Annotated in this window: 12 protein-coding genes; all 12 read left to right on the top strand. The window is 70.2% G+C overall.

Annotated elements, in window-relative coordinates; translation table 11 throughout:
• Positions 1-274 precede the first annotated feature (274 nt).
• The gene (locus ACQEVM_RS35105) at positions 275-763 is read left to right on the top strand and encodes a DUF402 domain-containing protein (RefSeq protein ID WP_433086175.1); all 489 of its coding nucleotides are present in this window, start codon (positions 275-277) and stop codon (positions 761-763) included.
• Positions 764-1,154: 391 nt separating this feature from the next.
• Positions 1,155-1,379 (top strand): phosphopantetheine-binding protein, encoded by a 225-nt coding sequence (locus ACQEVM_RS35100; RefSeq protein ID WP_433086173.1) that lies wholly within the window; start codon positions 1,155-1,157, stop codon positions 1,377-1,379.
• Positions 1,380-1,836: 457 nt separating this feature from the next.
• On the top strand, positions 1,837-3,135 hold the full coding sequence (locus ACQEVM_RS35095; RefSeq protein ID WP_433086171.1) for an MFS transporter: 1,299 nt from the start codon (positions 1,837-1,839) through the stop codon (positions 3,133-3,135).
• Entirely contained in the window at positions 3,132-3,992 is an 861-nt protein-coding gene (locus ACQEVM_RS35090) for an isocitrate lyase/phosphoenolpyruvate mutase family protein (RefSeq protein WP_433086169.1), read from the top strand. Before ACQEVM_RS35095 ends, ACQEVM_RS35090 begins: the two co-directional genes overlap by 4 nt.
• 58 nt (positions 3,993-4,050) lie before the next feature.
• Positions 4,051-4,872, top strand: a complete 822-nt coding sequence (locus ACQEVM_RS35085) for a transketolase (RefSeq protein ID WP_433086167.1) — start codon at positions 4,051-4,053, stop codon at positions 4,870-4,872.
• Positions 4,865-5,788, top strand: coding sequence for a transketolase family protein (locus ACQEVM_RS35080; protein ID WP_433086165.1), 924 nt, complete (start codon positions 4,865-4,867; stop codon positions 5,786-5,788). Before ACQEVM_RS35085 ends, ACQEVM_RS35080 begins: the two co-directional genes overlap by 8 nt.
• Positions 5,785-7,518, top strand: coding sequence for a thiamine pyrophosphate-binding protein (locus ACQEVM_RS35075; RefSeq protein WP_433086163.1), 1,734 nt, complete (start codon positions 5,785-5,787; stop codon positions 7,516-7,518). Before ACQEVM_RS35080 ends, ACQEVM_RS35075 begins: the two co-directional genes overlap by 4 nt.
• A complete protein-coding gene (locus tag ACQEVM_RS35070) occupies positions 7,511-8,812 on the top strand; it encodes a condensation domain-containing protein (protein ID WP_433086162.1) in 1,302 nt (433 codons plus the stop codon). The genes ACQEVM_RS35075 and ACQEVM_RS35070 overlap by 8 nt, the downstream gene beginning before the upstream one ends.
• A gap of 34 nt (positions 8,813-8,846) precedes the next feature.
• Positions 8,847-9,758 carry a phytanoyl-CoA dioxygenase family protein gene (locus tag ACQEVM_RS35065; RefSeq protein ID WP_433086160.1) on the top strand — a complete coding sequence of 304 codons (912 nt, stop codon included), beginning with the start codon at positions 8,847-8,849 and terminating at the stop codon, positions 9,756-9,758.
• Complete coding sequence (locus tag ACQEVM_RS35060) at positions 9,745-12,252, top strand: amino acid adenylation domain-containing protein (RefSeq protein ID WP_433086158.1); 2,508 nt, start codon at positions 9,745-9,747, stop codon at positions 12,250-12,252. The genes ACQEVM_RS35065 and ACQEVM_RS35060 overlap by 14 nt, the downstream gene beginning before the upstream one ends.
• Positions 12,249-13,253, top strand: coding sequence for a zinc-dependent alcohol dehydrogenase (locus ACQEVM_RS35055; protein WP_433086954.1), 1,005 nt, complete (start codon positions 12,249-12,251; stop codon positions 13,251-13,253). The genes ACQEVM_RS35060 and ACQEVM_RS35055 overlap by 4 nt, the downstream gene beginning before the upstream one ends.
• Positions 13,250-14,329: an N-acetyl-gamma-glutamyl-phosphate reductase gene (argC, locus tag ACQEVM_RS35050; protein ID WP_433086156.1), complete on the top strand. Its 1,080-nt coding sequence runs from the start codon at positions 13,250-13,252 to the stop codon at positions 14,327-14,329. The genes ACQEVM_RS35055 and argC overlap by 4 nt, the downstream gene beginning before the upstream one ends.

Here is a 14,329-nt window from a genome sequence, read left to right as displayed (position 1 = left end):
GCCGCGACCACGGCCCTTTCGACCCTGACCGCGCCACCGTGCGCGGCGAAAACGATTCCGGCCCGCAATCCGTGCCCGCGTCTCCCGCTGCGCCGCCACCTCGGACCCGCTCGCTCCGCCGAGCGCCAGGGGCTTTTCCGAGCGGATCCCGTTCCCGGGGGGACAGCGGCGCGTCGATAGAGTCACCGCCATGCAAACAACCTTCTCTGTCGGCGAAGTGATTGTCCGGCGCGAAATCCTGGACGATTGCGAATGGATTCGCTATCCGGTGCGGGTGGCCGCCGACGACGGCCACACCCTGGCCGTCTTTCTGGCCAAGAACACGCCACTCACATTCGGGACCCACGAGTTCCGGTGGGGCCCGCACCCCTGGTCCGCCTTCGAGCACGTCTGGCAGTCGGACGGCGTACTGCAGTTGCAGCGGCCCGGGGAGGGCTACTCGGTCTGGGCCCGCCGGGAGGGCTCTCGGTTCCAGGGCTGGTACGTCAACTTCCAGGAGCCGATGCGCCGCACACCGGACGGTTTCGACACGCTGGACCAGGAGTTGGACCTGTGGATCCCCGGCGATGGTTCGCCCTACCGGTGGAAGGACGTCGACGAGTTCGAGGAGCGGGTGCGCTCCGGCGGCTTCACCGCGCACGAGGAGGCGTCCGTACGTGCGGCGGCCGCCGAGGTGGTCTCCCTTGTGGAGCGGGGTGCGGGCTGGTGGGAGGAGTGGCGCGACTGGCGGGCACCGACCTCCTGGGAGGTCCCGGCACGTTGAGATAAACCGTCGTCACAGGCCGCCATATTGCCATTCCATAACCCGGGTCAGATTGCTTCGGCGGCTGCCATGTGATTGGATCATGTCATTCGCATTACCGACTGGTAAGTCGGCTGTACGCGATCGGTCGACCATGCAAGTGGAATTGATGGACGACCGACTGCGACAGCTCGCTGGAGGTTGTTAAAGGGGAGTCAAAAAGTTTCTCCGACTCCCGTGAAAGACTCGGTGCGACTCGCGCTCCCTGAGCCGCTGTCGGGCATCTCCCATTCCGTGCTGCCCACATGGTCAAACCCCACCGGCAGTTCAAGCCGAAAGCACGTGCTCGACCTGGGCGCGCTTTTGCCTTGGCGGCAGATTCGAGAGGATCGACATATTGAACGCGACTATTGTGGAGAAGCTTTCCCACCTCTGGGAAGAAGCTCTCGGCGAGCCCGTCACCGATATCGACGCCGATTTCTTCGACCTCGGCGGTGATTCGCTCATGGCATTGACCATCGCGACCCGCGCAATCGACGCGGGCCTTCCCATGCCGCGTTCCGGAGTTCTTCGCCGGAGCACCATCAGGCAGCTCGCGGAAGCGGTGGAAGAGCCGGAACTCTTCGACCAGGTCTGAATCGAGGAGTTGCCGCTCCGGGGTGCGCTCGCACCACCACCGGGACCACGTGTCGGTGGCGCATTCCGTCCGCCGCGACAGGGTGACCCGCCACACCGTCCACACGTTCCCCCGCATCATCGAGTTCAACGGACGGCCTGGCGGCCACCAGGCGGAACTCACCCACCGGACAACCGACTTGGGCCTCACCGCGCCTGCGGGTGAGGTCTGCGGGCGAGATTGCCTTCCCCCGGCGGTCCGGCCGGAAGCAGATGCGTCCGGACCGGATCCGGCTGCGACTCGACACGACCCGACGCACCGCGCATTGCCCCCTTCACGGCATCCATCACGTCGCGGAAGCGGAGCGTTGGCCGATGTCGGCCCCCTCGTCCGTCGGTCCTTCCCGGAGCCACCGTCCGCCGGTGAAGTCACAGCGGGCAGCCGTCCGCAACCCTCCCGCTGCTAACGGGGATCCCCCTTGCCCAAGAGCCCTCTGCCCACCGCACTCACCAGACCCCTCGACCTCCTGCGCGACCTGGTCCCCGAGCCCGGCGCGGCCCGCCCCATGGCCGCCCTGACGTTCGCGCAGTCGCTCGGCACCGGTCTCTTCCTCACCTCCAGCGTGATCTTCTTCACCCGGACCGCGGGATTCTCCGCCGACCAACTGGCCATCGCCATGTCGATCGCGGGTGTCTGCGGCTTCCTCTGCTCGATGCCGGCCGGGCGGATCGCCGATCGGTTCGGGGCACGCGTTCCGCTGGCCGTCAGCTACGCGTTGCTGGGCCCCCTGTTCTTCGTCTACCCCTTCGTTGACAACGTGGTCGAGTTCGCCGTGGTCGCGGCCCTCATCGGGGTCTGTGAAACAGGGGCCGGCGGCCCGCTGCGCGGCGCCCTGATCCACGCCCTGTTCGGCAAGGCCAAGGCTTCGGGGGTGCGCGCCCAGATGCGCAGCCTCTTCAACCTCGGCTTCACCGGCGGGGCGGCCGTGGCGGGCCTCGCGCTGGCCGATGGCAGCCGATCCGCCTTCATCGCGGTCACCACGGCGAACGCGGTACTACAGCTGAGCTGCTCCGTCATCGCCTTCCGGTTGCGCCCGCCGGCCGGTACGGAGCCCGTTCCGGCGGCGCCCGCCAAACGGTCCTGGGTCGCGATCAAGGACCGGCGCTTTCTCCTCGCGACCGGGCTCAGCGGGATGCTGGAGTTCTATCTGCCGGTCCTGACGGTGGGCATGCCGTTGTGGATCGTCCACAGGACCGGCGCCCCCGGAGCTCTGACGGCCGTTCTGTTCGCGCTGAACACCATCATGGTGGTGCTCTTCCAGCGCGTCGCGAGCAGGGGCTCGGAAACCGTCCACGGCTCAGGTCGCCTGCTCGTACGGGCAGGAGTGTTGCTGGCGGTGGCCTGTGTGCTGTTCGCGCTGTCCGATGGCCGAGGAGCCGTCTGGGCCACGGTGTTCCTGGTGACCTCGCTGATCGCGCTCACCCTGGGCGAGCTGGCCCAGGCTTCGGGCAGTTGGGGACTGGCCTTCGCGCTGCCGCCCCCCGACCGCATGGGCGAGTACCAAGGCGTCTTCGCTCTCGCGCGGGGCTTCCAACAGTTCCTGGGCCCCGCTCTCGTCACCGTGCTCACGATGAGTCTCGGCGCCACCGGCTGGCTGATCCTGGCCGCGCTGTTCCTCGTCACCGGCCTTGCCGCCGGGCGAGCCTTCACCCGAAAGACCCCATCGGACCCGGCGGTGTCCACCGATGCCGCCGCACCAAAGGAGTTAACCCCATGATCCGCAACAGCTATCCGTCGTTCCGGCAGGTACTCGCCGACAACCCCCTCACCAAGATCGCCGGTGCGCACTCCTCCCTGGGCGGCCGCATCGCCGAGCAGAGCGGCTTCCAGGCCGTGTGGGCGTCGAGCTTCGAGATCTCCGCGGCGCGCTGCCTCCCCGACGCCAGCCTCCTGAGCATGACGGACTATCTGGAAGCGGCCACCCACATCCAGAAGGCGCTCTCCGTGCCGGTCGTCGCCGACTGCGACACCGGGTTCGGCAACAGCATGAACGTCGCCTACATGGTGTCCGAGTACGAGAGCGCCGGCATCACCGCCGTGAGCATCGAAGACAAGATCTTCCCGAAGATGAACAGCTTCGCGGCCTCCGATCACACCCTGCTGGACGTGAGCGCCTTCGCCCACAAGATCGAGACGGCGAAGAACGCCCAGCGGACCGACGACTTCTTCGTCATCGCCCGCACCGAGGCCATGATCAGCGGGCTCGGTGTCGACGAGGCCCTCAAGCGGTGCACCGCCTACGCCGATGCCGGCGCGGACGCGGTGCTCGTCCACTCGAAGCAGAAGACCAAGGACCAGGTCCTCGAGTTCCTCGCCCACTGGGACGACCGGCTGCCCGTCGTCGTGGTGCCCACCACCTACCCCGACTGGCACGCGGACGACGCCCGGGCCGCGGGTGTCTCGGCCGTCATCTACGCGAACCAGGGACTGCGCGCCACGATCACGTCGCTGCGCTCCACCTACCGGTCGATCTACGAGACCGGCCACACCTCTCACCTGGAGGACAGCATCTCCGGGGTCAAGGACGTCTTCGACCTCCAGCAGCTCGACGAGTGGCAGCAGCTGGGCGTCTGACAGCCGTATTTCCCCCGTTGCCTGACGTTCCATCAGGCATGAACCAGGAAGGAACATAGTGTCGTTGCAAGACGCGGCCACGGTGCGCCGCCAGGCGGCGCGCGCCCGGGCGCTCGCGCTGACCACGGTCAGCACCGCCAAGACCGGCCACATCGGCGCGGATCTGTCCGCCATGGACATCCTGTGCGCCCTCCACTTCGGCGTGCTGCGCGGCGAGGCCGACGAGGCGGACCGGGACCGGTTCATCCTCAGCAAGGCGCATGCGTCCGCGGCCATGTACAGCGTGCTGGCGCTGAAGGGCTTGCTCCCGGAAGAGGAGCTGGCGACCTTCGGCGGCGCGGACTCGCGGCTGAGCACCGTGGTGTCGACCCGGGTGCCGGGCATCGAGTTCAACACCGGCTCGCTCGGCCACGGCCTCTCCCTCGGCGTCGGCTCCGCACTCGGCGCCCGCATCCAGGGCTCCGCGCGGCGCACCTTCGTGCTGACCGGCGACGGCGAGCTCCAGGAGGGCAGCAACTGGGAGGCCGCGATGCTCGCAGCCTCCCGCAACCTCGACAGCCTCGTCGCGATCGTCGACCGCAACCTCGCCCAGAAGGGCGCCAGCACCGAGGACATCAACGCCCTGGAGCCGCTCGACGACAAGTGGCGCTCCTTCGGCTGGGAGGTGCGCACCGTCGACGGGCACGACATCGACGCGCTGCTCGACGTGTTCCGTTCGGCGCCGCTCACCGCCGGCAAGCCGACCTGTGTCATCGCCTCCACCGTCAAGGGCAAGGGCGTCTCCTTCATGGAGCGCAACCTCGAATGGCACAGCCGCCAGATCACGCCGGAACTTCTGCAGCAGGCGCTCCAGGAGCTTGAGGAGGTCTCCAATGACTGACTGCGCCACCGCGTTCTCCGCCGCTCTGCTCGAGCTGGCACGCAAGGACGAGCGGATCTGCATCGTCAACAACGACTCCGCCGAGACGCACTCCGCGCTCGGCTTCCAGTCCGAGTTCCCCGACCGCTTCGTCGACGTCGGCATCGCCGAGCAGAACCTGGTGGGCGTCTCGATCGGCCTGGCCAACAGCGGCCTGCGCCCGTTCGTCTACTCCGCCTCCTGCTTCATGGCCTCACGGGCCCTGGAGCAGATCAAGAACGCCGCCTACACCAACTCCGACGTCATCTTCTGTGGCTTCGTCAGCGGACTGGCCTACGGCGCGCTCGGCGGCACCCACCACGCGGTCGAGGACCTGGCATGGATGCGCGCCATCCCGCGCATGAAGGTGCTCGCACCGGCGACGCCCCGCGACACCGTCGCCGCGCTCCACGAGGCCCTTGCCCACGACGGCCCGGTCTACATCCGGATCGTCAGCAAGCTCGACACCCCCGAGCTGTTCCCGGCCGACCACACCTTCAGCTACGGCGGATCGGCCCAGCTGCGCGACGGTGCCGACGTCACCCTGATCGGCAGCGGTCTGCTCACCACCCGGCTCGTGGAGGCCGCCCGCCTCCTCGCCGAGGACGGCGTGGACGCCCGCGTGCTGCACCTGGGCTCCGTCGAACCGATCGACGCCGAGGCCATCGCCAGGGCGGCTCGCGAGACGGGCCGGCTCGTGGTCGCCGAGGACCACGTGGTCAACGGCGGCCTCGGCGGCGCCGTCGCCGAGGTCGTCGTGCGCACGACCCCCGTGCCCGTCCTGCAGATCGGCATACCGCAGGTGTTCGCACCCATCGGCCCCGCCGAGTTCCTCTACGAGCACTTCGGGCTGACGGCACAAGGGCTGGCGCAGCGGGTACGGCAGTGGTTGGGATGACGGTGCGTGTGGCCGACTATGTGGCCTCCTACTTGCATGCGCTGGGTGTCCGCACCTGCTACGGCCTGTCCGGTACCGGTTCCATCCACCTCGACCATGCCTTCTCCCGGCAGCCCGACCTGCTCAGCGTCTGTGCTCGGCACGAGACCGCGGCCGCGCTGATGGCCACGGGTGCCGCCAAACTGACCGGCACCCTGGGGGTCGCTCTGGTCACCAGCGGCCCCGGCGCGGTGAACGCGCTCGCCGGGCTGGTCGACGCCTACGCCGACGGCGTACCCGTGCTGGTCATCTCCGGCCAGGTCGAGACCCGGCACATCGACGAGGACGCCCGTTCGTTCGGCGTCCAGGGCTTCGCCGTCGTGAAGAGCGCCCGGAGCATGACCAAGTACGCAGCCGTGGTGGAGCAGCCGTCCGACATCCGGGCACATCTGGACCGGGCGGTCCGCGAGGCGCTCTCGGGCCGGCCGGGCCCGGTGTGGCTGGACATCCCGCTCGACGTGCAGGCGGCCGAGATCGACCCGGCGACCCTGCGCGGGGAGCCGTCCGCCGAGGGCGAGCCGAGGGGTGCGGGTGCCCGGCAGGCCGCCCGGCAGATCATGGCCATGCTGCGCGGCGCCGAACGGCCCCTGGTCGTCGCGGGCCAGGGAATCCGTCAGGGCGCGGCCGAGGAGCAGTTCCGGACGCTGATCGAGCGCCTGCGGCTGCCGGTGGTCGCCTCGCGGCTGGGCAACGACCTGCTGCCGTACGACTCGCCGCTGTGGTTCGGCCAGGGCGGCATCCGCGGCCGGCTCTACCCGAACCTGATCATGGCTCAGGCGGATCTGGTCCTCTCCCTGGGGTCCAGTCTGTCGATCGGTTTCGTCGGCGAGGACGCCGACGGCTTCGATCCCGAAGCGACGGTCGTCGCGGTGGACATCGACCCGTCCCAGTTGAAGAAGAAGGGTGTGCGCATCGACTTCCCGGTGTGCATGGACGTCCGTGACCTGCTGGACGCGCTGCTCCTCGAGTCGGCGGAGTCGACCGAGCCGGCCGCGAGCGAACACTGGCTGACCACCTGCGCCGAGCTGAAGGAGGCGCACCCCACGATCGCCGGCGGCGAGCTGCGGGAACCCCTCAACTCGTACCGCTTCGTCGAGCGGCTGGACGCGCACACGGGCCCCGACCACGTCTTCGTGGTCGACACCGGAAGCGCCTACTACGTGACGGGCCAGACCCTGGCGTTCTCCGCGTCGCAGCGGGAGATCACCTCCGCGGCATTCCTCAACATGGGCGCCGCGGTCCCCATGGCGGTGGGCGCGGCGTTCAGCAGGCCCGAGTGCCAGGTGCTGGTGCTCGTGGGCGACGGCGCCATCGAGCTGAACATCCAGGAGCTGGCGACCATCAGCCAGTACGCCCTGGACATCAAGGTGTTCGTGCTGAACAACGGCGGGTACGCCTCGATCCGGGAATCACAGGAAGCCCTGTGTGACGGCCCCGCCCTGGACGAGCCGGAAGCACTGAACTTCCGCGACGTGGCGAAGGCGTTCGGCCTGCCGTACCGCAGGCTGGAGCGCGCCGCCTCGCTCGACGCCGACCTCGCCGGGCTGTTGGCGCACCCGGGACCCGAGCTGGTCGAGGTGATGTGCGACCCGAACCAGCTGCTGCTGCGCCCGCTCCGAGCCGACGGCGGCGTACGGGCGCATGACGGCGCCTCCCTCGTGCGACCGGTGAAGGAGCTCAATCATGCGTGAGTCGATGCCCGTCTCCTGGAACCAGCGGCACCGCCTGGGCCAGACCCTGGAGGACGCCGAGAGCGGGGTCTTCAACCCCCACCACGCCACCCTCCCGCTGGCGTTCACCGGGCCCGTCGACCTGGCCGCCATGAACCGTGCCTGGCACGCCCTGCAGCGGCGCCACCCGGTGCTGCTGAGCGGCTTCGACCTGGACGCCATGGTGTGGCACATCGGGCTGGCCGATCCGGTGGACCTGCGGCAGATGGCCACCGCCGGGACCGAAGACGCCGATGTGGCGGCTCTGCGATCGGCCTGCGCGGCCCCCTTCGACCTGGAGCGGGGCCCGATGGCCCGGCTTCTGGTGATGACCCGCCCCGACGAGGAGACGTACTTCGCCCTCGTCGCCGAGCATTTGGTCAGCGACGGCTGGTCGCTCAACGTCCTGGCGCGCGACCTGTCCGCGCTCTACGCCGCCGAGCGCGACGGCTCGGGGCTCGAACTGCCGCCCGTGCAGATGACCTACCCCGACTTCGTCCGGCGGCAGAACCGGATGATGGACTCCCCCGAGGGGAAGCAGGCCCTGGAACGGCTGGCAGTGGGGCTGAGCGGGGTCGGCGCGATCCCGACGATGCCGATCTCCGGTTTCAGCGGGCGCTCGCCCGTCCGCTACGAGGCGAAGGACGGCTTCAGCCGCCGGCTGTCGCTCGACGTGTGCCAGAGCCTGGGCGCGGTGGCCAGGCCGCTGCGGATGACCGCCCTGAACCTCATGCACGCCGCGCTGCACCGCTCGCTGTCCACCCTTTCCGGCAGCGAGTCGGTGGCCACCACGCTCTCGACCGCCAACCGGGAGCTGCCCGAGCTGCACCAGACCACGGGCTGGCTGGCCAGCAAGGCCGTCCTGACCAGCGAACCGGGGAGCCGGCCCGACACCGAGGACTATCTGCGGCACTTCCGCGGGCGGATGTTCGCCACCCTGGACGACGGCCATGTGCCCTGGCCCGCCCTGATCGACCGGATGGACCCGCAGGCCGTGGGACGGCAGTCCCGCGTCCCGTACGTCACCTTCAACGCCCGCCCCCTCGGCATGCGCAAGACGGTCGGCACCGTCGAGATGCCCGGGGTGCGGACCCGGCCGCTGCCCATCGCGGTGGGTTGGCACGACGCCTCGATCGCGACTTTCTGGGTCGAGGACGAGGACGGCGTGACGGCGACCGTCAACTTCAAGACCGACTGGTATGCGCGCGGGGACGTCGAGGCCCTGTGGGACGGCGTGGACGCCCTGTTGCGCACCTGGGCCGCCCAGCGTCGCTGACGGCACGTTCCCTGTTGTCAAGAGAGGATCCATCATGATGCACGTTTCGACCATGCGCGACTCCACGTTGGTGACGCAACGAGAGCGCGACTGGACACCGCTGACGGAGGAGCAGCTCGAAAGCTACGAGCGTGACGGCTACATCCACCTCAAGGGCGTCTTCAACCAGGACGAGGTGGCCCGGGGCCTCGAACTCATCGACGACGTGGTCGCCGAGGGCGCCCAGACGATCGAGAACCATGCGAGCTTCACCGACCGCAGCCACACCGTCCGGGTCCGCGACGCGGTCAGCCGCACCGCGGGGATGGACCAGTTCCTCGACCACCCCAAGCTGGTCGGGCCGCTGATGTCGCTGTTGAACGGCAGCGTCCAGATCCTGGGGACCGAGATCTTCGTCCGGTCCCTGCAGGAGGAGGCCCTGGAGTACTGGCACACCGACGGCGGGGAGTACCTGCAGCGGATCCAGCTGACCCCGGGCAGCCCCGGCCTCCAGGTCAAGGCGCAGATCTTCTTCACGGACGTCACCGAGTCCAACAGCGGCAACTTCCTGCTGATCCCCGGCAGCCACCGCAAGCTGCCCACCAGCAACAACGCCCTGTGTTACATGGAGGAGCTGGACGAGCCGTTGCGCCGCGGCGTGCTGCCGGACGACGCCATCGAGGTCAAGGCCGCGCCGGGCGACGTGCTCCTCTTCCCGTACTCGCTCTGGCACGCCGTGGCGCCCAACACCCACCGTGAGCGGAAGACGTTCATCCTCCGCTACGGCCAGCTGTGGCACCGTCCGCACGACTACTTCAGCCAGCCCCGGGAGATCCTGGACCGCATGTCGCCCCGACTCCGCCGCATGTTCGGCGACTTCGGCGGCGACGCGCACCCCACCGACTACTACAAGCCGGTCGACCAGGGTGACGTCATGGCTGTCGGAGGTACCTGTGAACAGCGCTGACCCACTGGTCGGCGCCCGCAGCCTGACCGACCTGTTCGCCGGGTCGGTCAGGCTGCGGGGCGAGGCCGCCGCCCTCTCCGAGAGCGGCCGGGACATCACGTATGCGGAGCTCGACGAGGCGTCGGACGCCGTCGCCGCGCTGCTCGCCGACGCCGGGGTGGGCCGCGGCGACCTGGTGGGCGTGCTCCTGGAGCGCTCCCACCGGGTGCCCGGCTGGATCCTCGGCATCCTCAAGGCGGGGGCGGCCTACGTACCGCTCGACCCGACCTATCCCCGCGAGCGGCTGCACTACATGGTCGCCGACGCCCAGGTGAAGATCCTGGTCGGAGACCCGGAGCAGGCGGCCGCCTGCGGGCTGGACGGCGTCGACGTCATCGACCCCCGCTCGTCCGCGCCCGGCGTCACGCCCCCGGCCAGGCCCACCGCCACGCCGGACCCGCAGGACCCGGCGTACGTGATCTACACCTCGGGGTCCACCGGACAGCCCAAGGGCTGCGTCGTGACGCACGCCAACGTGCTGGCGCTCCTCGAGGCCACGCTGCCCCTGTTCGACCTCGGACCGCGGGACCGCTGGTCGCTCTTCCACTCCTTCAGCTTCGACTTCTCGGTCTGGGAGCTGTGGGGGCCGCTGGCCACCGGCGGCACCGCCGTGGTGATTCCCGCGGCGGCGGCCCGCGCCACCGAGGACTTCCTGCGGCTGCTGGCCGACGAGGGTGTCACGGTGCTCAACCAGGTGCCCTCCGTCTTCCGGTTCCTGGCCCGCGAGTACGCCGACTCCGGCGCGCCCGACCTCGCCCTGCGCTATGTGATCTTCGGCGGCGAGAACGTCGACCTGGACGTCGTCAAGGCGTACACGGACGCCGCCGGGGACCGGGCACCGGAGTTCGTCAACATGTACGGCGTCACCGAGACCACCGTGTTCACCACGGTCAGGACGCTCACTCCCGAGGACCTCGCCGGCGCCGTGCGCTCGCCCATCGGGGTACCGCTGCCCCATCTGTCGGTCCGGCTCCTCGACGGGGAGCTCGCACCGGTGCCCGACGGCGAGGCCGGCGAGATGTGGGTGGCCGGTACCGGTGTGACGGCGGGCTACCTGCACCGGCCCGAGCTGACCGCCGACCGCTTCCGCACGTTCGACGGGACGCGCTGGTACCGCACCGGCGACCTCGCCCGCCGGCTGCCGGACGGCGCCCTGGAGTACCTGGGCCGCAACGACCAGCAGGTCAAGATCCGCGGCCACCGGGTGGAGCCGGCCGAGGTGGAGGAGGCGCTGCGGGCCGACGCGGCCGTCCACGACGCGGCCGCCGCGGTGACGTACGACGCCGACGGCACCGCCGTGCTGGTGACGCTGGTGGTCCCGGCGGGCGACGGCGCCTTCAGCGTCGCCGCGCTGCGCCGCCACGCCCGCGCCACCGTGCCCGCCTACCTGGTGCCCAACCGCTTCCTGCGGGTGGACACGCTGCCGCTGACCCCGTCCGGCAAGCTGGACCGGCGCGCGGTCCAGGAACTCGCCCAGGCCGGCGGCGCCCCGCCGCCCGTGCCCGCCGCCGCGCGCGCCCGGGTGCTGGTGGTGGACCCCATCCACGAGAGCGCCCTGGCGGAACTGCGGCTCACCCACGACGTCCACGTCGAGCTGCGACCCCCGGCCGACCGCCTGGTGCGGCTGGTCGAGGACGTCGAGGTCATCGTGGTGCGCAGTGGTGTGCGCATCGACGCGGACGTCATACGGGCGGCGCCCCGGCTGAAGGTCGTGGCGCGGGCGGGCTCCGGGGTCGACAACATCGACCTCGACGCCGCCGAAGCCGCCGGGGTGGCCGTGTTCAACGTTCCCGGCGTGTCCGCACCGGCCGTCGCCGAACTGGCCCTGGGGCTCATGCTGTCGGCCGCCCGCCACATCGTCCTGGCCGACCGCCAGGTGCGGGCCGGAGTATGGAACAAGGCCGCCCTCGCGGGCATCGAACTCGGCGGGAAGACCCTGGGCCTGGTGGGGCTGGGCCAGATCGGCTCGCGCCTCGCCGAGTTGGCGCGGGGCATGGGCATGCGCGTGGTCGCCACCGTCGACCGGGACACGCCCGAGCGCCGGGCGCAACTGCGCGGGCAGGGAATCGAAACGGTGCCCCTGGACGAGCTGTTGGCCACCGCCGACGTGGTGTGCCTGGCCGTGCCGCTCACCGACCGTACGCACCACTTGATCGACGACCGTTCACTGCGGGCCATGAAGCGTTCGGCGTTGCTGGTCAACATCTCGCGGGGCCCCGTGGTCGACGAGGAGGCCCTGTACCGGGCGCTCACCGACGGCGAGATCGCGGGCGCCGCACTCGACGTGGTGGCCGAGGAGGGCAACCCGGGCCGCCTCGCCGAGCTGGACAACGTCGTGATCACGCCGCACATCGGCGCGATGTCGGCGGACTCCCAGGAACGCATCGGTCGGATCCTCCTCGACTCACTGCACGAGGTGCTCGCCGGACGGAAGGTGGCCACCTCGTGCCGATGAACAGCGCCGTGCTCACGGAGTACGGGCGGATCGAGTACCGGAGCGGGCCGCTGCCCGCCGTCACCGACGGGGAGGAACTGCTGGTCCGGGTGCTCGCCACCGGCGTGTGCGGGTCGGACCTCGCCACGTACCGGGGCACTCACCCCTACAAGACCGCACCGGTCGTCCTCGGCCACGAGCTGTGCGGCGTCGTGGAGCGGGCGGCGGGCGGCTTCGCCGTCGGCGACCTGGTCTGCTCGGCGGCCTACGCGCACTGCGCGAGCTGCGACCGGTGCGCTCAGAGGCTCACCAACCTCTGCCGAGACAAGCGGAATCTGTGCCACCTGGGGTGGGAGGGCTCCTTCGCGGAGTATGTGACGCTCCGGCCGAACATGACCTTCGCCCTGCCCCCGGGGCTCGACCCGGAGCTCGGCGCGCTCGTCGAACCGCTCTCCATCGGCCTGCACGCCATCCGGCTCGCCGGCCCGGCAGCGGGGCGCACGATGCGCGTCATCGGATCCGGCAACATCGGCCTGTCCTGCCTGATCGCGGCACGCCGGCTCGGCTTCACCCGGATCACGTGCACCGACGTCGGCCAGGAGAAGGGCGACCGCGCCCTGGCTCTCGGTGCGGACGCGTACGCCGACGTCCTCGCCCCGGCCGGGCCGCCCGCCGAGGCGGACGTCGTCGTGGTCGCCGCCGGCCACCCCGGAGCGCTCGACGAGGCGGTCGGCCACGTGCGGGCCGGCGGCACCGTGATCGTGGTCAGCTTCTTCGACGGCCCGGTGGCGCTGGCGGCCAACGCCCTCGTCGGCCGGGAGGTGACGGTCGTCGGCTCCTCGTTGTCGACGGCCGCGGACTTCCGCACCGTGATCTCCTGGCTGGCCGCCGGGGAGATCGACCCCCGCCCCATGGTCACGCACCGATTCGCGCTGGCCGACACCGCCGAGGCCATGAGCCTGATGGCCGAGGGCAGGGCCACCACCGGCAAGATCATCCTTACTCCGCGAGGTGACGCATGACGCTCCACATCGGCATCGTGGGAGGCACCGGCCACGCAGGCGGCGAACTCGCCCGGCTGCTGCTCAACCACCCCGGAGTCGGCTCCATCACGCCCACGGCCCGGGGCGACGAGGAGTTCGACCGGGTCCATCCCAATCTGCTCGGCTGCGGGCTGAGCTTCGTCGACGTGGATGAGCTCCGGCGCCGCGCGGACGACCTCGACGTGGTGTTCTTCTGCACCCCGTCGGGCGAGGCGATGCGCTCGGCGGCCCACTTCCTGGACCGCGGGGTGAAGGTCGTCGACGTCAGCGCCGACTTCCGCTTCCGCGACCCGCAGCGGTACGCCGAGGTGTACGGCGCGCCCCACGCCGCCCCCCACCTGCTCGACGAGGCCGTCTACGGAGTGACCGAACTCCACCGCGAACAGGTCGCCGGCGCCCGACTGGTGGCCAACCCCGGCTGCTACGCCATCACGACCGTGCTCGGACTGGCCCCCCTGTTGCGCAGCGGCCTCGCCGACCTGGACGTCCCCGTCCACCTCGCCGCCGTCAACGGCACCACCGGGGCCGGGAACAAGCCGCTCACCGAGATCATGCACGCCGAGGTGTTCGGCTCCATGCTCCCGTACAGCCTCGAAGGGCATCGCCACGCCCCGGAGCTGGAGAACCATCTCGCGCCCCTGGCCGGCCGGGAGTTGTGCGTCGACATGACCACGGCACACGGAAACTTCGCCCGGGGCATCTACATCCAGGCGAGCCTGGCCGTCCGTCCGCAGGAGCGCGCGCGGATCGACCGGGCCTCGCTGCTGGACCTCTACGAGCGCCACTACGCCGACGAGTTCTTCGTCCGCGTCAACAGCGCACCGAAGAGGGCCGGTCTCAACGCCAAGGAGTACGGCGTCTATCCGAGCCTGAAGGCCGTCACCGGCTCCAACTTCTGCCACATCGGCGTGGACTACGACGCCGCCCGGGGGTTCGTCAAGGTGATCGCCGTGACCGACAACCTCGTCAAGGGAGCGGCCGGATCCGCGATCCAGAACATGAACGTGATGTTCGGTCTCGACGAGCGGACCGGCCTGTCCCACTACGGGCTGTGA

This window comes from Streptomyces sp. CA-243310 (genome assembly GCF_050936775.1).
Lineage (GTDB): Bacteria > Actinomycetota > Actinomycetes > Streptomycetales > Streptomycetaceae > Streptomyces.
This window is presented reverse-complemented; position numbering and strand designations above follow the sequence as displayed.

Excerpts from the sequence above, each read along its gene's own strand:
- ACQEVM_RS35090 (WP_433086169.1), top strand. The coding sequence starts at position 3,132 with ATGATCCGCAACAGCTATCCGTCGTTCCGGCAGGTACTCGCCGACAAC.
- ACQEVM_RS35080 (WP_433086165.1), top strand. The coding sequence starts at position 4,865 with ATGACTGACTGCGCCACCGCGTTCTCCGCCGCTCTGCTCGAGCTGGCA.
- ACQEVM_RS35075 (WP_433086163.1), top strand. The coding sequence starts at position 5,785 with ATGACGGTGCGTGTGGCCGACTATGTGGCCTCCTACTTGCATGCGCTG.
- ACQEVM_RS35070 (WP_433086162.1), top strand. The coding sequence starts at position 7,511 with ATGCGTGAGTCGATGCCCGTCTCCTGGAACCAGCGGCACCGCCTGGGC.
- ACQEVM_RS35065 (WP_433086160.1), top strand. The coding sequence starts at position 8,847 with ATGATGCACGTTTCGACCATGCGCGACTCCACGTTGGTGACGCAACGA.
- ACQEVM_RS35055 (WP_433086954.1), top strand. The coding sequence starts at position 12,249 with ATGAACAGCGCCGTGCTCACGGAGTACGGGCGGATCGAGTACCGGAGC.
- argC (WP_433086156.1), top strand. The coding sequence starts at position 13,250 with ATGACGCTCCACATCGGCATCGTGGGAGGCACCGGCCACGCAGGCGGC.